Source organism: Streptosporangium pseudovulgare, from assembly GCF_014648055.1.
Lineage (GTDB): Bacteria > Actinomycetota > Actinomycetes > Streptosporangiales > Streptosporangiaceae > Streptosporangium > Streptosporangium pseudovulgare.
The window spans coordinates 57,999-73,427 of sequence record NZ_BMQJ01000017.1 but is presented as its reverse complement, the minus strand read 5'-3'; the positions used below and the strand labels follow the sequence as shown (position 1 = coordinate 73,427).

Annotated in this window: 13 protein-coding genes; 7 read left to right on the top strand and 6 right to left on the bottom strand. The window is 71.9% G+C overall.

All coding sequences use genetic code 11. From position 1 onward, the window contains the following. Nucleotides 1–151 precede the first annotated feature (151 nt). Nucleotides 152–1,132, top strand: a complete 981-nt coding sequence (locus tag IEZ10_RS29240; protein WP_229811760.1) for a ferritin family protein — start codon at nt 152–154, stop codon at nt 1,130–1,132. Between the two features lie 90 nt (nt 1,133–1,222). On the opposite strand, the gene IEZ10_RS29235 is transcribed toward IEZ10_RS29240, so the two are convergent. Further along, nucleotides 1,223–2,971 carry an ABC transporter ATP-binding protein gene (locus tag IEZ10_RS29235; RefSeq protein WP_189249747.1) on the bottom strand — a complete coding sequence of 583 codons (1,749 nt, stop codon included), beginning with the start codon at nt 2,969–2,971 and terminating at the stop codon, nt 1,223–1,225. Continuing rightward, complete coding sequence (locus IEZ10_RS29230) at nt 2,968–4,656, bottom strand: ABC transporter ATP-binding protein (RefSeq protein WP_189249746.1); 1,689 nt, start codon at nt 4,654–4,656, stop codon at nt 2,968–2,970. Before IEZ10_RS29230 ends, IEZ10_RS29235 begins: the two co-directional genes overlap by 4 nt. A 110-nt stretch (nt 4,657–4,766) precedes the next feature. Between IEZ10_RS29230 and IEZ10_RS29225 the strand changes: the two genes are divergently transcribed. Next, a complete protein-coding gene (locus IEZ10_RS29225) occupies nt 4,767–5,000 on the top strand; it encodes an RNA polymerase subunit sigma-70 (protein WP_179825381.1) in 234 nt (77 codons plus the stop codon). Next, nucleotides 5,001–5,546 carry a Clp protease N-terminal domain-containing protein gene (locus tag IEZ10_RS29220; protein WP_189249745.1) on the top strand — a complete coding sequence of 182 codons (546 nt, stop codon included), beginning with the start codon at nt 5,001–5,003 and terminating at the stop codon, nt 5,544–5,546. A 70-nt stretch (nt 5,547–5,616) separates the two neighbouring features. Here IEZ10_RS29220 and IEZ10_RS29215 read toward each other — a convergent pair whose 3' ends face one another. From IEZ10_RS29215 to IEZ10_RS29200, 4 genes are all read right to left on the bottom strand, one after another. After that, nucleotides 5,617–6,798 (bottom strand): hypothetical protein, encoded by a 1,182-nt coding sequence (locus IEZ10_RS29215; RefSeq protein WP_189249744.1) that lies wholly within the window; start codon nt 6,796–6,798, stop codon nt 5,617–5,619. A gap of 247 nt (nt 6,799–7,045) precedes the next feature. Then, complete coding sequence (locus IEZ10_RS29210) at nt 7,046–7,783, bottom strand: succinate dehydrogenase/fumarate reductase iron-sulfur subunit (RefSeq protein ID WP_189249743.1); 738 nt, start codon at nt 7,781–7,783, stop codon at nt 7,046–7,048. Nucleotides 7,784–7,859: 76 nt separating this feature from the next. Further along, nucleotides 7,860–9,788: a fumarate reductase/succinate dehydrogenase flavoprotein subunit gene (locus IEZ10_RS29205; protein WP_189249742.1), complete on the bottom strand. Its 1,929-nt coding sequence runs from the start codon at nt 9,786–9,788 to the stop codon at nt 7,860–7,862. A gap of 78 nt (nt 9,789–9,866) precedes the next feature. Further along, nucleotides 9,867–10,631, bottom strand: a complete 765-nt coding sequence (locus IEZ10_RS29200) for a succinate dehydrogenase cytochrome b subunit (protein ID WP_189249741.1) — start codon at nt 10,629–10,631, stop codon at nt 9,867–9,869. 196 nt (nt 10,632–10,827) lie between these two features. Here IEZ10_RS29200 and IEZ10_RS29195 point away from each other — a divergent pair, with 196 nt between their 5' ends. The 4 genes from IEZ10_RS29195 (at nt 10,828) to IEZ10_RS29180 (ending at nt 15,280) form a co-directional block, all read left to right on the top strand. After that, nucleotides 10,828–11,760, top strand: a complete 933-nt coding sequence (locus IEZ10_RS29195) for a LysR family transcriptional regulator (RefSeq protein WP_189249740.1) — start codon at nt 10,828–10,830, stop codon at nt 11,758–11,760. A 289-nt stretch (nt 11,761–12,049) separates the two neighbouring features. Continuing rightward, nucleotides 12,050–13,246 carry a PP2C family protein-serine/threonine phosphatase gene (locus tag IEZ10_RS29190; protein ID WP_229811759.1) on the top strand — a complete coding sequence of 399 codons (1,197 nt, stop codon included), beginning with the start codon at nt 12,050–12,052 and terminating at the stop codon, nt 13,244–13,246. Next, nucleotides 13,246–14,838, top strand: coding sequence for a sensor histidine kinase (locus IEZ10_RS29185; RefSeq protein WP_229811758.1), 1,593 nt, complete (start codon nt 13,246–13,248; stop codon nt 14,836–14,838). The genes IEZ10_RS29190 and IEZ10_RS29185 overlap by 1 nt, the downstream gene beginning before the upstream one ends. Beyond that, nucleotides 14,831–15,280: a response regulator gene (locus tag IEZ10_RS29180; protein ID WP_189249738.1), complete on the top strand. Its 450-nt coding sequence runs from the start codon at nt 14,831–14,833 to the stop codon at nt 15,278–15,280. Before IEZ10_RS29185 ends, IEZ10_RS29180 begins: the two co-directional genes overlap by 8 nt. The last annotated feature ends 149 nt before the right edge of the window (nt 15,281–15,429 follow it).

The window sequence follows — 15,429 nt, the reverse complement described above, 5'->3', positions numbered from 1 at the left end:
GTCAATTCAGCAGGGGGTACGTGCGGGGGTATTGACCGAAACGGACGATCCAGCACTGGGAGCCGGTCACGAGGTCCCGCTCCGCGTCCGCCGTCACGAGACCGGCCACCGGTGCCACGGGCCTGGGAACACGGCTCATCGGGAGGTCCCTATGCACAGCCGACGATCCGCCTGGCGGAAGACCGGTGCCGTCGTCCTCGGCGCGGCCGCCATCGTCGCCGTCCCCGCCGGGGCCGCCATGGCGGCGACCGCTCCCCGGGGCGACGACCTGAGCCCGGCGACGCGGGCGCACCTGAACAACGCCATACAGGGCGAGGCGTTCGCGTCCGCCAAGTACCGCGCCTACGCCGAGCAGGCCGCCCAGGAGGGACTGCCGAAGGTGCGGGAGCTGTTCGACCGCACCGCGGACACCGAGCTGCGAGAGCACCTCACCGAGCAGGCCAAGCTGACCGGGCTGGTCGGCGACAACGCGGCCAACCTCCGCCGCAGCATCGGAGGGGAGTCCTACGAGGCGTCCAGGATGTACCGCGGCTTCGCCAAGCAGGCCAAGGCGGACGGCGAGCGGAAGGCCGCCAGGCTCTTCACGGAGATCGGTCGCGACGAGGCCGGCCACCGCGCGAGGTTCGCCCAGGCGCTGAAGGCCGTCACCGCCCCGGCGGCCGGGGTCACCGTTCCCACCGACGTGACCGTCAAGCCGGTGCGGATCAAGGCCGGACCCCCTCAGGTGTCGGCGCGGCGCACCCTGGAGAACCTGCGGACCGCGCTGCGGGGCGAGGCGCTCGCCAGCGCCAAGTACACCCTGTACGCCGACCGGGCCCGGCAGACCGACCAGCCGGAACTCGCCACGCTGTTCGACCGCGCCGCGGGGGTCGAGCGCACCGAGCACTTCGCGGAACAGGCGGAACTCGCCGGTCTGGTCCGCGACACCCGGACCGACCTGCGCACCGCGGTCGCCGGGGAGAAGCAGGAGGGCGAGCGGATGTACCCGGGCTACGCCCGGCAGGCCGAGGCCGACGGTGACCGGAAGGCGGCGGAGGTGTTCGCGGACACCGCACGCGACGAGCTCAAGCACTCCGCCGCCTTCGCCGACGCCCTGTCCGGCCTCCAGGGGCAGGGGTCCGGCGCGGGCTGACCCGGCCCCGGGAAGGCCGGAACGCGGGCCGTCCTCCCGTCCCGGGCGGCGGGAGGACGGCCCGTCACCGCGTCCCGGGAGCCTCGGCGCTCACGCCGGACCGCCGCCGTGCCAGCTGCTCCACAGGGCGGCGTAGGAGCCGCCGGTCGCGACCAGCTCGTCGTGGGAGCCCAGCTCGCTGATCCGGCCGTCCTCGACCACCGCGACCCGGTCGGCGTCGTGCGCCGTGTAGAGGCGGTGGGCGATGGCGATCACCGTGCGGCCGTCGAGGACGGCGGCCAGCGACCGCTCCAGGTGACGGGCGGCCCTGGGGTCGATCAGCGAGGTCGCCTCGTCCAGGACCAGGGTGTGCGGGTCGGCCAGGACCAGCCGGGCGAGGGCGATCTGCTGGGCGTGTGCGGGCGGGACCGCGTGGCCGCCGGAGCCGACGACCGTGTCCAGGCCGTCCGGCAGGGCCGTGACCCACTCGGTGGCGTCCACCGCGGCGAGCGCCGCGTGGACGGCGTCGTCACCGGCGTCGGGGCGGGCGATCAGCAGGTTGTCGCGCAGGGTGCCCCGGAAGACGTGGTGCTCCTGGGTCACCAGGGCGACGTGGCCGCGCAGGTCGTCCAGCGGCAGCTCGACCAGCGGGACGCCGCCGACGGTGACCTCGCCGTCGCGCGGGCCGTGGACGCCCGCGAGCAGCCGGCCCAGCGTGGACTTGCCCGCGCCGGACGGGCCGACCATGGCCAGCCGCTCCCCCGGCCGGACCACCAGGTCGATGCCGTGCAGGACGTCGTGGCCCTCGCGGTAGGCGTAGCGGACGTCGTCGGCCCGCAGTTCGTCGCCGTCCGGGACGCGCGCGCCGGGCGCCCGGTCGTCGGGCACCTCGGCGACGCCCAGCAGGCGGGCCATGGAGGCGCCGCCGACCTGGAGCTCGTCGATCCACATGAGCAGCCGGTCCAGCGGGTCGATGAGCTGCTGGACGTAGAGCGTGGCCGTGGTGACCTGGGCCAGCGTGACCCAGCCGTTGACGTGGAACAGGCCGCCGATGACCAGGGTCGCCGCGATCGGGATGACGTAGCCCGCCTCCACCGCGGGGAACCAGACCGTGCGCAGGCCCAGGGTGTAGCGCTCGGCCGCCCACGAGCGGGCGATGTCGCCGTCGGTACGGCGGTGCCTGCGCTCCTGCAGGCCGAGGGCCTCCACGGCGCGGGCGCCGTTGACCGTCTCGGCCAGGCCGTCGGTCATGTCCGCGTAGGCGGCGCTCTCGCGCAGGTAGCCGTCGCGCGCCCGCCTGAGGTACCACCGGGTGGAGAACCACAGGATCGGTACGGCCAGCAGCGAGGGCAGGACCAGCAGCGGCCCGGCGATCAACAGCGCGCCGATGGTGATCACGCAGGTGACCAGGGCGATCAGCGTCTCGGGCACGGCGCGCCGTACGGTGCGCGACAGCGAGTCGACGTCACGGGAGGTACGGGTGATCAGGTCTCCCGAGCCGGCCCGCTCCACGGTGGACAGCGGCAGGTCGAGCACCCGGCCGACGAACTCCTCGCGCAGCTCGGCGAGGACCTTCTCACCCAGCGAGGAGGAGGCGTAGACGGCGTACCTGACCAGCACCGCCTGGGCGGCCAGGAAGGCCGCGATGCCGAGCGCGACCGCCGTGACGTTCACCCCGGTGCCGTCCTGCACGTCCTGGACCAGCCGGCCCAGCAGCCACGGCACGGCCAGGCCCGCGACGGCGGCCAGCGCGTGCAGGCCGAGCGCCAGTGACAGGGCATGCGGGTACTTCAGGGTGAGCCTGCGCGCGTAGGCGCGGACCTGCGCCTCCCCGGCGACCGGGAGGATCTTTTTGGTCATGATTCTCCTCGGGTCACAACGGCGGCGTAGGCGGGGGCGGTGGCGAGGAGGTCCCGGTGGGTTCCCTGGGCTCGTACCACGCCGCCCTCGACGTAGATCACGTGGTCGGTGCGGTCGAGTACCAGCGGGCTGGTCGTGCAGACCAGCGTGGTACGGCCGGCCCGCGCCTTGGCCAGCCGGTCGGCGATGCGGGCCTCGGTGTGGGCGTCCACCGCGCTGGTGGGCTCGACGAGGACCAGCACCTCCGGGTCGGAGAGCAGCGCCCGGGTCAGGCGGAGGCGCTGCCGCTGGCCGCCGGAGAACTCCCGGCCCGACTCGGCGACGTGTCCGTCGAGGCCGTCGGGCAGCGCGTCGACGATGTCGGTGGCGCACGCGGCGTACAGCGCGTCGGCGAGGTCGTCGTCGGAGGCCGTACCGGCGACGTCCAGCTCCTCGCGCAGGGTTCCGGCGAAGAGCGCGGCGTCGTTGTCGGCGACCAGGATGCGGCGGCGCACCTCGGCGATCGGCAGGGTGTCCAGCGGCACGTCGCCGAAGTCCACGTCGCCGTCGCGGTAGCGGCCGAGCCGGTCGGTGATCGCGATGGCGTCCTCGGGCGTGGCCGCGGCGAGGGCGGTGAACGTGCCGGGCCGTACGGCCACGCCGGAGGCCACGTCGCGCAGCAACCCGCCGGGGGAGGTCGCGGCGCCGCCGTCCACCTCGGGTTCGAGGGAGAGGATGCGCACCACCCGGCGGGCGGCGACGTGTCCCTTGGTGAGCTTGTCGGCCGCCTCGATGAGCGTCCGCAGGGGGGTGATCAGGAACGCGGCGTAGCCGTAGAAGGCGACGAGCTGGCCGATGGTGATCTCGCCCCGCGTCGCGAAGGTCGCGCCCAGCCAGGTGACCGCGGCGATCAGCAGGCCGGGCAGCAGGATCTGCGCGCCCTCCAGCAGCGACTCGACCGAGGCGACCTTCACGCCGGCCCGCCGTACCCGCTGGGACTCGGTGACGTAGCGGTCGGCGAAGACCTGCTCGCCGCCGATGCCGCGCAGCACCCGCAGGCCGGCGACGATGTCGGCGGCGCGGGTGGACAGCTCGCCCGACAGGTCGCGGTGGGCGTGCTGGCGCCGGTTCAGCGGCCGCAGCAGCGGCGTGACGGCGAGGGCCATGGCCGGGACGCCGACGAGCACCGTCAGGCCGAGCGGCAGCGAGGTGCCGATCAGGATGACCGTCACCGCGACGATGGCGACGACCGAGCCGCTGCCGCGCAGCAGGATGTCCATCGCGTTGCCGATGTGGGCGATGTCGGAGTTGCCGACGCTGACCACCTCGCCGGTGGACATGCGCCTGGGCAGGGTGGCGCCCAGCCGGGTGGCCTGCCGTACGGTGACCTGGACGGTGCGGTAGGCGCCGGCCAGCCAGTTGTAGACGGCCATCCGGTGGCGCAGGATCCCCGCGGCCGCCTGCACGGCGCCGAGGACCAGCAGCACGATGCCCCAGGTGAGCAGGGCGGAGGTGTCCTTCGTCCGGACGGCGTCGATGCCCCTGCCCATCACCATGGGCACGAGTGCCATCGCGAGCCACCACAGGGTGGCGTATCCGGCGCCGATGAGCAGGGGACCCGCCTGGTTGCGGGCGACCCAGCACAGGTACCGGAACGGGCTACGGGCGTCGGGAGCGCCGGGATCGGCGACGGGTAAGGAGCGCATGGCCGTTATAGCCTGACAAGATCCCCTCTCACCAGGCAAACCATTTTCCGACAAAACGATCACGTCAACTCTGGTTGACGAGAGCGCCATGTCAACCTAAATTGACGGATATGAGCGACACGGCGCAGCTGGCCTCCGACGCCGGCAGCCGCGACCCCGCCGTCGGCCTGCGGGCCGTGCGGGCACTGCGGATGCTCGTCGAACGACTTGAGGCCCTACAGGTGGAGAACGCCCGCGAACAGGGCTGGTCCTGGCAGGAGATCGCGCACTGCCTGGAGGTCAGCCGGCAGGCGGTGCACAAGAAGTACGCGGGCGGCCGCGGGCTGCTGAGAAGGGAGAGGTAGATGTTCGAACGGTTCCAGGGGGATGCCCGGCAGGCGGTGATCGGCGCCCAGGAGAACGCCCGCCGGCTGAACCACCGCTTCATCGGCCCCGAGCACATCCTGCTCGGCCTGCTCGACCGGCCCGAAAGCCTCGCCGCGCGGGTCCTCGCCCGCCACGGGCTCGACCACGACCGGGCCTACCGGGCGGTCGCCGGCCTGGTCCCGCCGCCGGGCGGCGGCCTCGACGCCGAGGCGCTGGAGACCATCGGCATCGACCTGTCGGCCGTCCGGGAACGGGTCGAGGCCGTCTTCGGTCCCGGAGCCCTGGACCGCGGCCCCGCGCGGGGCCGGCGGACCGGCGGGCACATCCCGTTCACCCCCCGCGCGAAGAAGACGCTGGAGCTGTCGCTACGCGAGGCCCTGCGCCTCAAGCACGGATACATCTCCGACGGCCACGTCCTGCTCGGAATCCTGCGCGAGGGCCAGGGCGTGGGCGCGCGCGTCATCGCCGGCGCGGGCATCGACGCCGAGACCCTCCGCCAGGAGATCGCCGCCGAACTGGGCTGACGGACCGCGGCATGGACGAACGCGCCCGGGGGGACCGGACCCGGGCGACCGGCGGCGGACTCCGCGACCGTCAGGCGTTCACGATCGGGAAGTCGGTCCGGGGAACGCCCTCGGTCGCGGAGCCCGTCCCGGTCACCTCCGCCGTCATCATGACCGCGCACGCCGCGGCGATGAGACCGTGGAGCACCAGGACGGTCCGGCTGATCTTCCAGCCGATGAGTTCCTTGGAGAATCTCGCGTTCGGGAAGAAGGCCGCCACGGCGTGCAGGGCCGCCAGGACGACGAGCTCCCCCAGCACGAGCTTGTACGCCAGGTCGTGGAGCCGGTTGAGCCTCTGCACCGCGTGGTGGAGCCCCCAGGCCATGGCCATGGCCTGGTCGGTGGTCTGGACGGCCGCCGTGACGAAGTCACGCATCTTCCTGTCCGCCGCGTCCATCGCGTCACCGCTCCACGCCTCGGCCAGTTTCTCCCGCTTCGCCGGGTCCGTCACCCCGAACATGTCACCCAGAGAGCTCACGGTGTGCACCCAGTTCTGCAGGGCGGTGTCGAGGGCCTCGTCGCTGGGGACGACCGCGCTCGCCCAGAGGGCGGCACCGGTGAAGGCCGCGGCGGACATCCTCGCGGCTCCCCTGAGCAGTGCCTCCGTCCGCCGGCTCGTCTCGGCCAGGCGTGCGAGCTCCGCACGCTCCGCGGGGAGGAGGGGAGGGCCGTATCCCAACGGTCGCGCCGCCTCCTCGACCGACATGTGCAGGTCCTTCATGATCGCGGAGCCGATGCCGAAGATGACCCCCTCCCCCACCAGCCCCATGAGGTGCGGATCGCTGAAACCGCCCAGGGGAGAGGAGTCGTAGGCGGAGTTCAGGTAGAGCCTGTCCCCCGGCAGGGACGGGTCACCCGGGCGGCGCTGCGCGGACTCGGCGTAACTCATGTCGCCGAGGACCGCGAGCGCGTCCCGGAGGGCCGCGTCCTCCACCTCCGCGTAGCCGTCGGCGCTCTTGCCCAGGCCGCGGGTGAGCCCCTCCGCCGACGCGGTCCCCCGGGCGAGGCGCTCGCGGAAGTCCTCCAAGGCGTGCGTGTAGCGCAGGCGCGCCGGTTCCCCGATGAGGCTGAGCGCCCCGAAGGAGAGGTCGGTGCGGCCGAACACGTCGAACGCCTGCTGGATCTCTCTCATCTCCAGCGCGGTCCGCTCCATGTTCAGGCCGACGGCCCGGATGCCCCGCTGATGGGCCTGGAAACCCTCTTGGGAAGACATGAGGGGATCCTGCCACAGGGCAAGGTCCATGATCGTCTTTTCCGGCGGATCCGATGGATCCGGCGAACCCGGCCAAACCGGCGGACCCGACGGACTCGGCGGACCCGGCGGACCTCACGGCCGGAAGCCCGCCCTGCGCACCGTACGGCTCCCCGGGCACCGATCCGGCCGGAAAGCGGGACGGCTCCCCGGCCATGGCCGGGGAGCCGTCCGCTCCGGGTGCGGACCCGAGGGTCCGCGCCGTGACCTACTTGGAAGCCCGCAGGTAGTCGCGGTTCATCCGGGCGATGGTGTCCAGCGGGATGCCCTTGGGGCAGACCGCGGTGCACTCGCCGGTGTTGGTGCAGCCGCCGAAGCCCTCGGCGTCCATCTGCTCGACCATGGCCTTGGCGCGGGACTCGCGCTCGGGCTGGCCCTGCGGCAGAAGGCTGAGGTGGGTGATCTTGGCGGCGGTGAAGAGGGAGGCCGAGCCGTTCGGGCAGGCCGCCACGCAGGCGCCGCAGGCGATGCAGGTGGCCGCGTCGAAGGCGTTGTCGGCGTCCTCCTTCTTCACCGGGACGCTGTGCGCGTCGGGCGCGGATCCGGCCGGGACGGAGATGAAGCCGCCGGCCTGGATGATCCGGTCGAACGACGAGCGGTCCACGACCAGGTCCTTGACCACCGGGAACGGCGCGGCCCGCCACGGCTCGATGGTGATGACCGCGTTGTCCTCGAAGTGCCGCATGTGGAGCTGGCAGGTGGTGGTGGCCACCTGCTCGCCGTGCGCGACACCGTTGATGACCATGCCGCACATGCCGCAGATGCCCTCGCGGCAGTCGTGGTCGAAGGCGACCGGCTCGTCGCCCTCCAGGATGAGACGCTCGTTGAGCACGTCGAGCATCTCCAGGAAGGACATGTCAGGAGAGACGTCCTCCACCCGGTAGGTGACCATGCGACCCCTGTCCTGCGGGTCCTTCTGGCGCCAGATCTTGAGGGTGAGGTTCATGCCCGCGGCTCCTCGCTTTCGCTCACTCGCCCGACGCGGGCGTGGACGACGTCGCCGTACTCGCCGGCTCGCCGAATCACTTGTAGCTCCGCTGGGTCATCTTGACGTATTCGTACTCGAGGGCCTCCTTGTGCAGGACGGGGCCCTCCGCGCCGTGCTCCCAGGCCGCGACGTAGGCGAAGTTCTCGTCGTCGCGCAGGGCCTCGCCGTCGGCGTCCTGCGACTCGGCGCGGAAGTGACCGCCGCACGACTCGGTGCGGTGCAGGGCGTCGATGCACATCAGCTCGGCCAGGTCGAAGAAGTCGGCCACCCGGCCGGCCCGCTCCAGCGCCTGGTTGAGCTCGTCGGCGGTGCCGGAGACCTTGACGTTCTTCCAGAACTCCTCGCGCAGCTCGGGGATCCGCTCCAGCGCCTTGCGCAGCGACTCCTCGGTGCGCTCCATGCCGCAGTAGTCCCACATGAGCTTGCCCAGCTCGCGGTGGTAGGAGTCGGCGGTACGGGTGCCGTCGTTGGTCAGCAGCCGCTCGATCTTCTGGCGCACCGCGGTCTCGGCCTCGGCCACCGCGTCCTCGTCGACCTCCCCGTAGGGGCCGTTCGCGAGGTAGTCGCCGATGGTCGTCGGCAGCACGAAGTAGCCGTCGGCCAGGCCCTGCATCAGAGCCGAGGCGCCCAGGCGGTTGGCGCCGTGGTCGGAGAAGTTGGCCTCGCCGATCACGAACAGGCCGGGGATGGTGGACTGCAGGTCGTAGTCCACCCACAGGCCGCCCATGGTGTAGTGCACGGCCGGGTAGATGCGCATCGGCTGGGTGTAGGGGTCCTCGCCGGTGATGCGCTCGTACATCTCGAAGAGGTTGCCGTACTTCTTCTCCACCGCGTCGCGGCCGAGCCGCCTGATCGCGTCGGCGAAGTCGAGGTAGACGCCCAGCCCGCCGGGGCCGACGCCGCGGCCCTCGTCGCAGACGTTCTTGGCCGCGCGGGAGGCGATGTCACGCGGGACCAGGTTGCCGAACGCCGGGTAGATGCGCTCCAGGTAGTAGTCGCGCTCGTCCTCGGGGATCTGCGCGGCCGGGCGGGTGTCGCCCTTCTTGACCGGCACCCACACGCGGCCGTCGTTGCGCAGCGACTCCGACATCAGCGTCAGCTTGGACTGGTAGTCGCCGCTGACCGGGATGCAGGTCGGGTGGATCTGGGTGTAGCACGGGTTGGCGAAGTAGGCGCCGCGCCGGTGCGCCCGCCAGATCGCCGTGGTGTTGCAGCCCTTGGCGTTGGTGGACAGGAAGAACACGTTGCCGTAGCCGCCGGTGGCCAGCACGACCGCGTCGGCGGTGTGCCGCTCGATCTCGCCGGTCACCATGTCGCGGACGATCACGCCGCGCGCCCGGCCGTCCGCGACGATCAGGTCGAGCATCTCGTGGCGGGTGTGCATCTTCACGGTGCCGGCCGCGATCTGCCGCTCCAGCGCCTGGTAGGCGCCGAGCAGGAGCTGCTGGCCCGTCTGCCCGCGGGCGTAGAAGGTGCGCGACACCTGGGCGCCGCCGAAGGAGCGGGTGTCCAGCAGGCCGCCGTACTCGCGGGCGAACGGCACGCCCTGGGCCACGGCCTGGTCGATGATGTTCACGCTGACCTGGGCCAGGCGGTAGACGTTCGACTCGCGGGCGCGGAAGTCGCCGCCCTTGACCGTGTCGTAGAACAGCCGGTAGATCGAGTCGCCGTCGCCGCGGTAGTTCTTGGCCGCGTTGATGCCGCCCTGCGCCGCGATGGAGTGCGCCCGCCGGGGCGAGTCCTGGTAGCAGAACGACGTGACGTTGTAGCCGAGTTCGCCGAGCGTCGCGGCGGCCGAGCCGCCCGCGAGGCCGGTGCCGACCACGATGACGTGCAGCTTGCGCTTGTTGGCCGGGTTGACCAGCTTGGCGCTGAACTTCCGCTTCTCCCAGCGGTCCTCGATGGGACCCTCGGGAGCCTTGGTGTCGCGGATCGGCGCGCCCTCGGTGTAGTTCATGGTCATCTCTCGCTCACCGTTCCTCGTTCACCGCGCTGAAGACCTGCCGCGCGGCCTTCGCCGCGCCTGTCGTACGGGTCCCGCTCACTTGATGACTCCGGCCATGACACCGGCGGGGACCGCGAGGAAGCCGACGACCATCAGCACCGAGACCGTGACGGCGAAGGCGTTCAGCCCCCGGTAGCTGCGGCGACCGGCCTGGCCGAGGGACTGGAAGGCGCTCCACAGGCCGTGGCGCAGGTGCAGGCCGACCGCGAGGACGGCGAGCACGTAGAACAGCGTCACCCACCAGCGCGAGGGGGCGAAGCCCTCCACCAGGCGCTCGTACGGCGTGCCGGAGCCGCCGGCCGGGTTGACCGTGCCGAAGGTGAGGTCCAGCAGGTGCCAGATCAGGAAGAGGAAGATCGCGGTGCCGCCGTAGCGCATGGCGTGGATGGCGTAGCCGCCCGCCTGGGACTTCCGCCGGACCGCGTACCTGACCGGGCGGGCCCGGCCCGCGCGCCGCGCCAGGGTGATCGCCGCCCACATGTGCAGCACGAGGGCGGCGGCCAGCACGATCTCCAGCACGGTCAGCAGGGTGCGGTGCGGGAGGATCGGCTCGCCGAGAGTGCGCAGGGAGGCCGCGTAGGCGTTGAACTCCTCGGCGCCGAGGAAGCTCTTGAGGTTTCCGGCCATGTGCAGGACCAGGAAGAGCACCATGACGGCGCCCGTGACGGCCATCACGGCTTTCTTGCCGGGGGAGGAGTTCAGGAACCCGCCACGCCTCCTGGGCGTCTTCTTGTCAGCGGTGGCGTCGCCGGGGGGATTGATCGACGCGGTGGCGTTGCCGCGCTCAATTGTGGCAGTCACGAACGTGACGCTAGGCAGCGGAAGTTCCCGTCGTCCAAGTCATCGTGAGCCTCGTTTCCATAGCCGCGGGCTATCGACTCTGCGTTCACGCAGGTTGAGAGGTCGCGCCCGGCGGCCTGATGCGAGCAATCTCACATCCTCCCCCTCTCCGGGGGCCACCCCGGATCCGCCCCCGGGGTATCCGTACGCTAAAGGCGTGCAGCTCCAGCAACTCGCCTACTTCGTGGCGGTCGCCGAGGCACGGCACTTCACCCACGCCGCCGAGCGGATGCGCGTCGCCCAGCCCTCGCTGAGCAAGCAGATCAAGGCGCTGGAGGCCGACCTCGGGGCACCGCTGTTCAGCCGTGCCCGGGGGAACGTCACGCTCACCGCCGCGGGTGAGGCCCTGCTGCCGCTGGCCCGGCGGATGCTGGCAGACGCCGACACCGCCCGGCGGGAGGTCGCCGAGCTGGCGGGGCTGCGCCGGGGAAGGGTACGGCTCGGCGCCACACCCTCGCTGTGCGCCGGGCTGATGGCCGACGCCCTGGCGCGGTTCCACCGCGACTACCCCGGAATCGAGCTGCTGGTGGAGGAGGGCGGCTCCCGCGACCTGGTCCGCGCCCTGGCCCGCGGCCAGCTCGACCTGGCGCTGATCATCATGCCGCTGCAGAGCGACGATCCGGCGCTGGCCACCGAGGAGGTGCTGCGGGAGAACCTGGTCGTCGTCTCCCCCACCGACTCGCCGGTGCGCCGGCCGTACCTGCGGATGGAGGAGCTGCGCGGGCGGCCGATGGTGATGTTCCGCCGCGGCTACGACCTGCGGGAGGCCACGCTCAGCGCGTGCCGCCAGGCCGGGTTCGAGCCGAGGCTGTCGGTGGAGGGCGGCGAGATGGACGCCGTGCTGCGGTTCGTGGAGGCCGGGCTGGGCATCGCGCTGGTCCCGTCGATGGTCCTGGACGGCCGCCCCGGGCTGACCGGCACGCCGCTGGCGCCGCCCGGACTGCAGCGCACCATCGCCATCGCCCACCGCAAGGACGTCGAGCCCACCCGGGCGGCCCGGGCCTTCCACGACACGCTGCTGTTCTTCCTCGCCGAGGCCGCGCACGACGGCAGCCTGCCCGAGGGACTGGAGCTGATCACCACCGGGTGAGCGGCCCGGCGTTCTCCCGGGGACCGGCGCCCACCGGGGACCGGCGTGGCGCCTCCCCACCGGCGCAACAGAAGTCTCACAACGGCGCAACGGTTTCCCGATCGGCGCGCGGAAGCGGGGCGGGCCGTACAGGATGGAAGGCGGGGCGATGGCGGACGCACCCGGACCACCGCCGCCCGGTCGGACCATCGAGGGGGCCACCAGGCGGTTGCGAGAGGGCTGCGAGGCCGCGGGCCTGATCACCACACGGTAAGTCCCGATGTCACACTATTCTTCATACGTTGACAAGGTGCCCCCGATCCATGAAGAGGCGTCCGTGACCGCCCCCTCCAACGACACGCTCACGATCCTCCTCATCGAGGACGACGCGGGCGACGCCTTCCTCGTGGAGGAGCTGCTCGGCGAGTCGGAGAACCCTCCTAAGATCATTTGGGCGCGCTCCCTGGCCGAGACCAGGGAGCGGCTCACCCCCGACGTGCAGTGCGTGCTCGTGGACCTCTCCCTGCCCGACGCCAGCGACCTGGAGGCGCTGGAGCAGGTGCTGTCGATGGCGCCCGACACCGCGGTGCTCGTGCTGACCGGCCTCAACGACACCCACGTCGGCGTCGAGGCCGTCGCCGCGGGCGCCCAGGACTTCCTGGTCAAGCAGGACGTGGAGGCCAGGCTGCTGGCCCGGGCGATCAGCTACGCGATGGAGCGCAAGCGCGCCGACCTGGCGCAGCGCAGCCTCGTCGAGGCCCAGCTGACGGCCAAGGAGAACGCCCGCCTCGAACGCAGGCTGCTGCCGGTCCCGCTGCTGAAGACCGCCGACCTGGAGCACCAGGCCCGCTACCTCCCCGGCCGCCGCCGCGCCCTGCTCGCCGGTGACTTCTGGGACACCGTGCAGGGTCCCGACGGCGCCGTGCACGTCGTCGTCGGCGACGTGTGCGGGCACGGCCCGGACGAGGCGGCCCTGGGCGTGGCGCTGCGGATCGCCTGGCGGACCCTGGTCCTGGCCGGGCACACCGGCAACGAGCTGCTGCGCACCCTCGACTCGGTGCTGCGCCTCGAACGCAAGTCCCCGGAGATCTTCACGACGCTCTGCATCGCCACGATCGACGCCTCCCTGGACCGCGCCCGGATGCACGTGGTCGGCCACCCCCCGCCCCTGCTGATCCGCGACGGCGCGATCGGCGTGCTGCAGGGCACCCCCTCCGGCCCCCCGCTGGGGATCTTCCAGGGCATCGACTGGTCGGAGATCGAGGTGCCGCTGGGCCACGAGTGGTCGATGCTCCTTTACACCGACGGCCTGATCGAGGCCACCGTGGGCGGCGGCCCCGACCTGCTCGGCACCGAGGGCCTGCTCAGACTGGTCCACGAGCAGGGCGGCATCCACCTCGACCGGCTGATCGAGCGGGTGATCGAGCTGAACCGCGACGCGCTCAGCGACGACCTCGCCACCGTCCTCATCTCCCGGTCCGGCGCGCGGGAGCCGGAGGAGGCGTGATGAGCGACCGCGGACGCCTGCGCCCGCTGCCCGCCCCCGAGCCCGCGACGGGCTTCGGCAAGCTGCGGGTCGGGCAGTGGTTCCTGCTCACCGGGGTGCTGATCGCGGCGGCCCTGGCGATCACCGGCCTCTTCGCGGTCGCCTCGATGAAGGACTTCACCCGACTGCGGGGCGCCGTGGTCGACGTCGTCGACCCCGCGGCGCTGCGCACCCTGGAGATCTCCAACGCGCTGACCGCGCAGGAGAGCTCCGCGCGGACGTACGGCAGGACGAACGAGGAACGCTCCCTGCTGGCCTACCGCGCCGCCGTCGCCGACGAGGCCAGGGCGATGGCCGAGCTCGAACGGCTGATGCCCCGCATGCCGGAGGGTGACGCGGTCCGCGCCGAGGTCCAGCGGATCGGGGCCGTCGGGGACGCCTGGCGGCGCGACTACGCCGAAGCGCTCATCGCCTCGGTGCCGACCTACAAGACCGAGACCGCCCAGCGGATGGCGCCGGTCAACGCCGAGCGGTTCACCGAGGTCCGCCGGTCGCTGGACACCCTCCGGGCGCACCTGAACCGGCTGCACGACGAGGGGAGCGTCCGGCTGGACCGGGGCTGGTCCGCGCTCTACGTGGCGCTCGGCGTGATCGTCGCCGTCCTGGTGCTGGCCGGGATCGGCTCGGTGCTGATCGTGCGCTTCGCCGTACTGCGTCCGCTGGCCGAGCTGACCGAGCAGGTCCGCGCGGTCGGCCAGGGGGATTTCGACCACCGCCTCAAGGTCGAGCGGCCGTCGGAGCTGTCGGAGCTGTCCGGGCACGTCGACGCCATGCGCCGCCGCATGCTGGCGGAGTGGCGGCGCGCCTCCGAGGCGCAGGTCAAGCTGGAGGAGCAGGCCGCCGAGCTGCGGCGCTCCAACAGCGAGCTGGAGCAGTTCGCCTACGTCGCCAGCCACGACCTGCAGGAGCCGCTGCGCAAGGTGGCCAGCTTCACCCAGATGCTCGACCAGCGCTACGGCGACCAGCTCGACACCCGCGCCAAGCAGTACATCGCCTTCGCCGTGGACGGCGCCAAGCGCATGCAGCTCCTCATCAACGACCTGCTCGACTTCTCCAGGGTCGGCAGGATCGGCGGGGAGATGGCCACGCTCGACGCCGACGTTCCCCTGCAGGCCGCGCTGAAGAACCTCGCCGCGCCCATCGAGGAGGCCGGCGCGACCGTGACCTCCGACGAGCTGCCCGTGGTGCGCGGCAACCGGTCCCAGCTCACCCAGCTCTTCCAGAACCTCATCGGCAACGCGGTGAAGTTCCGCTCGGAGGAGCCGCCGAAGATCCACATCGGCGTGCGGCGCGACGGTGACGTGTGGGAGTTCTCCTGCACCGACAACGGCATAGGCATCGACGGCAAATACACTGAACGCATCTTCCTGATCTTCCAGCGCCTGCACGGCCGGGACGCCTACGCCGGCACCGGTATCGGGCTGGCCCTTTGCAAGAAGATCGTCGAGTACCACGGCGGCCGGATCTGGGTGGAACAGCCGGAGCCGGGCACGACGGGCACGGCGGGGACGACCTTCAAATGGACCCTTCCTGATGGAGAGAGCGATGAATGACCTGCGCTGGATCGACGTGCTCCTGGTCGAGGACGACCCGGGTGACGTCCTGCTGACCAAGGAGGCGTTCGAGCTCAACAAGGTCCGCAACAAGCTGCACGTCGTCAACGACGGCGAGCAGGCCATGGCCTTCCTGCGCCAGGAGGGCGAGTACGCCGACGCCCCCCGGCCCGACCTGATCCTGCTCGACCTCAACCTCCCCCGCAAGGACGGCCGGGAGGTGCTGCAGGACATAAAGTCCGACGAGAAGCTGCGGGGCATCCCCGTGGTCGTGCTGACGACGTCGGAGTCCGAGGAGGACATCCTGCGCAGCTACAACCTGCACGCCAACGCCTACGTCTCCAAGCCCGTCGACTTCGACCAGTTCATCAGCGTGGTCCGGCGCATCGACGACTTCTTCGTGACCGTGGTCAAGCTGCCCAACAGCAGCCAGCGGTACTGACCTCTCCTCTCTTTCTGTCCCGTCCGGCCGGCGCGGGGCCGCCGCCCGTCGCGGCCCCGCGGCCCGCCCGCCGTTCCCTCGCGCTCCGCCACGCGCGCCTCTCCGGTCCCGTCTCGCGCCCGCCCGCGGCTCTCTGATCTCGCCTCACG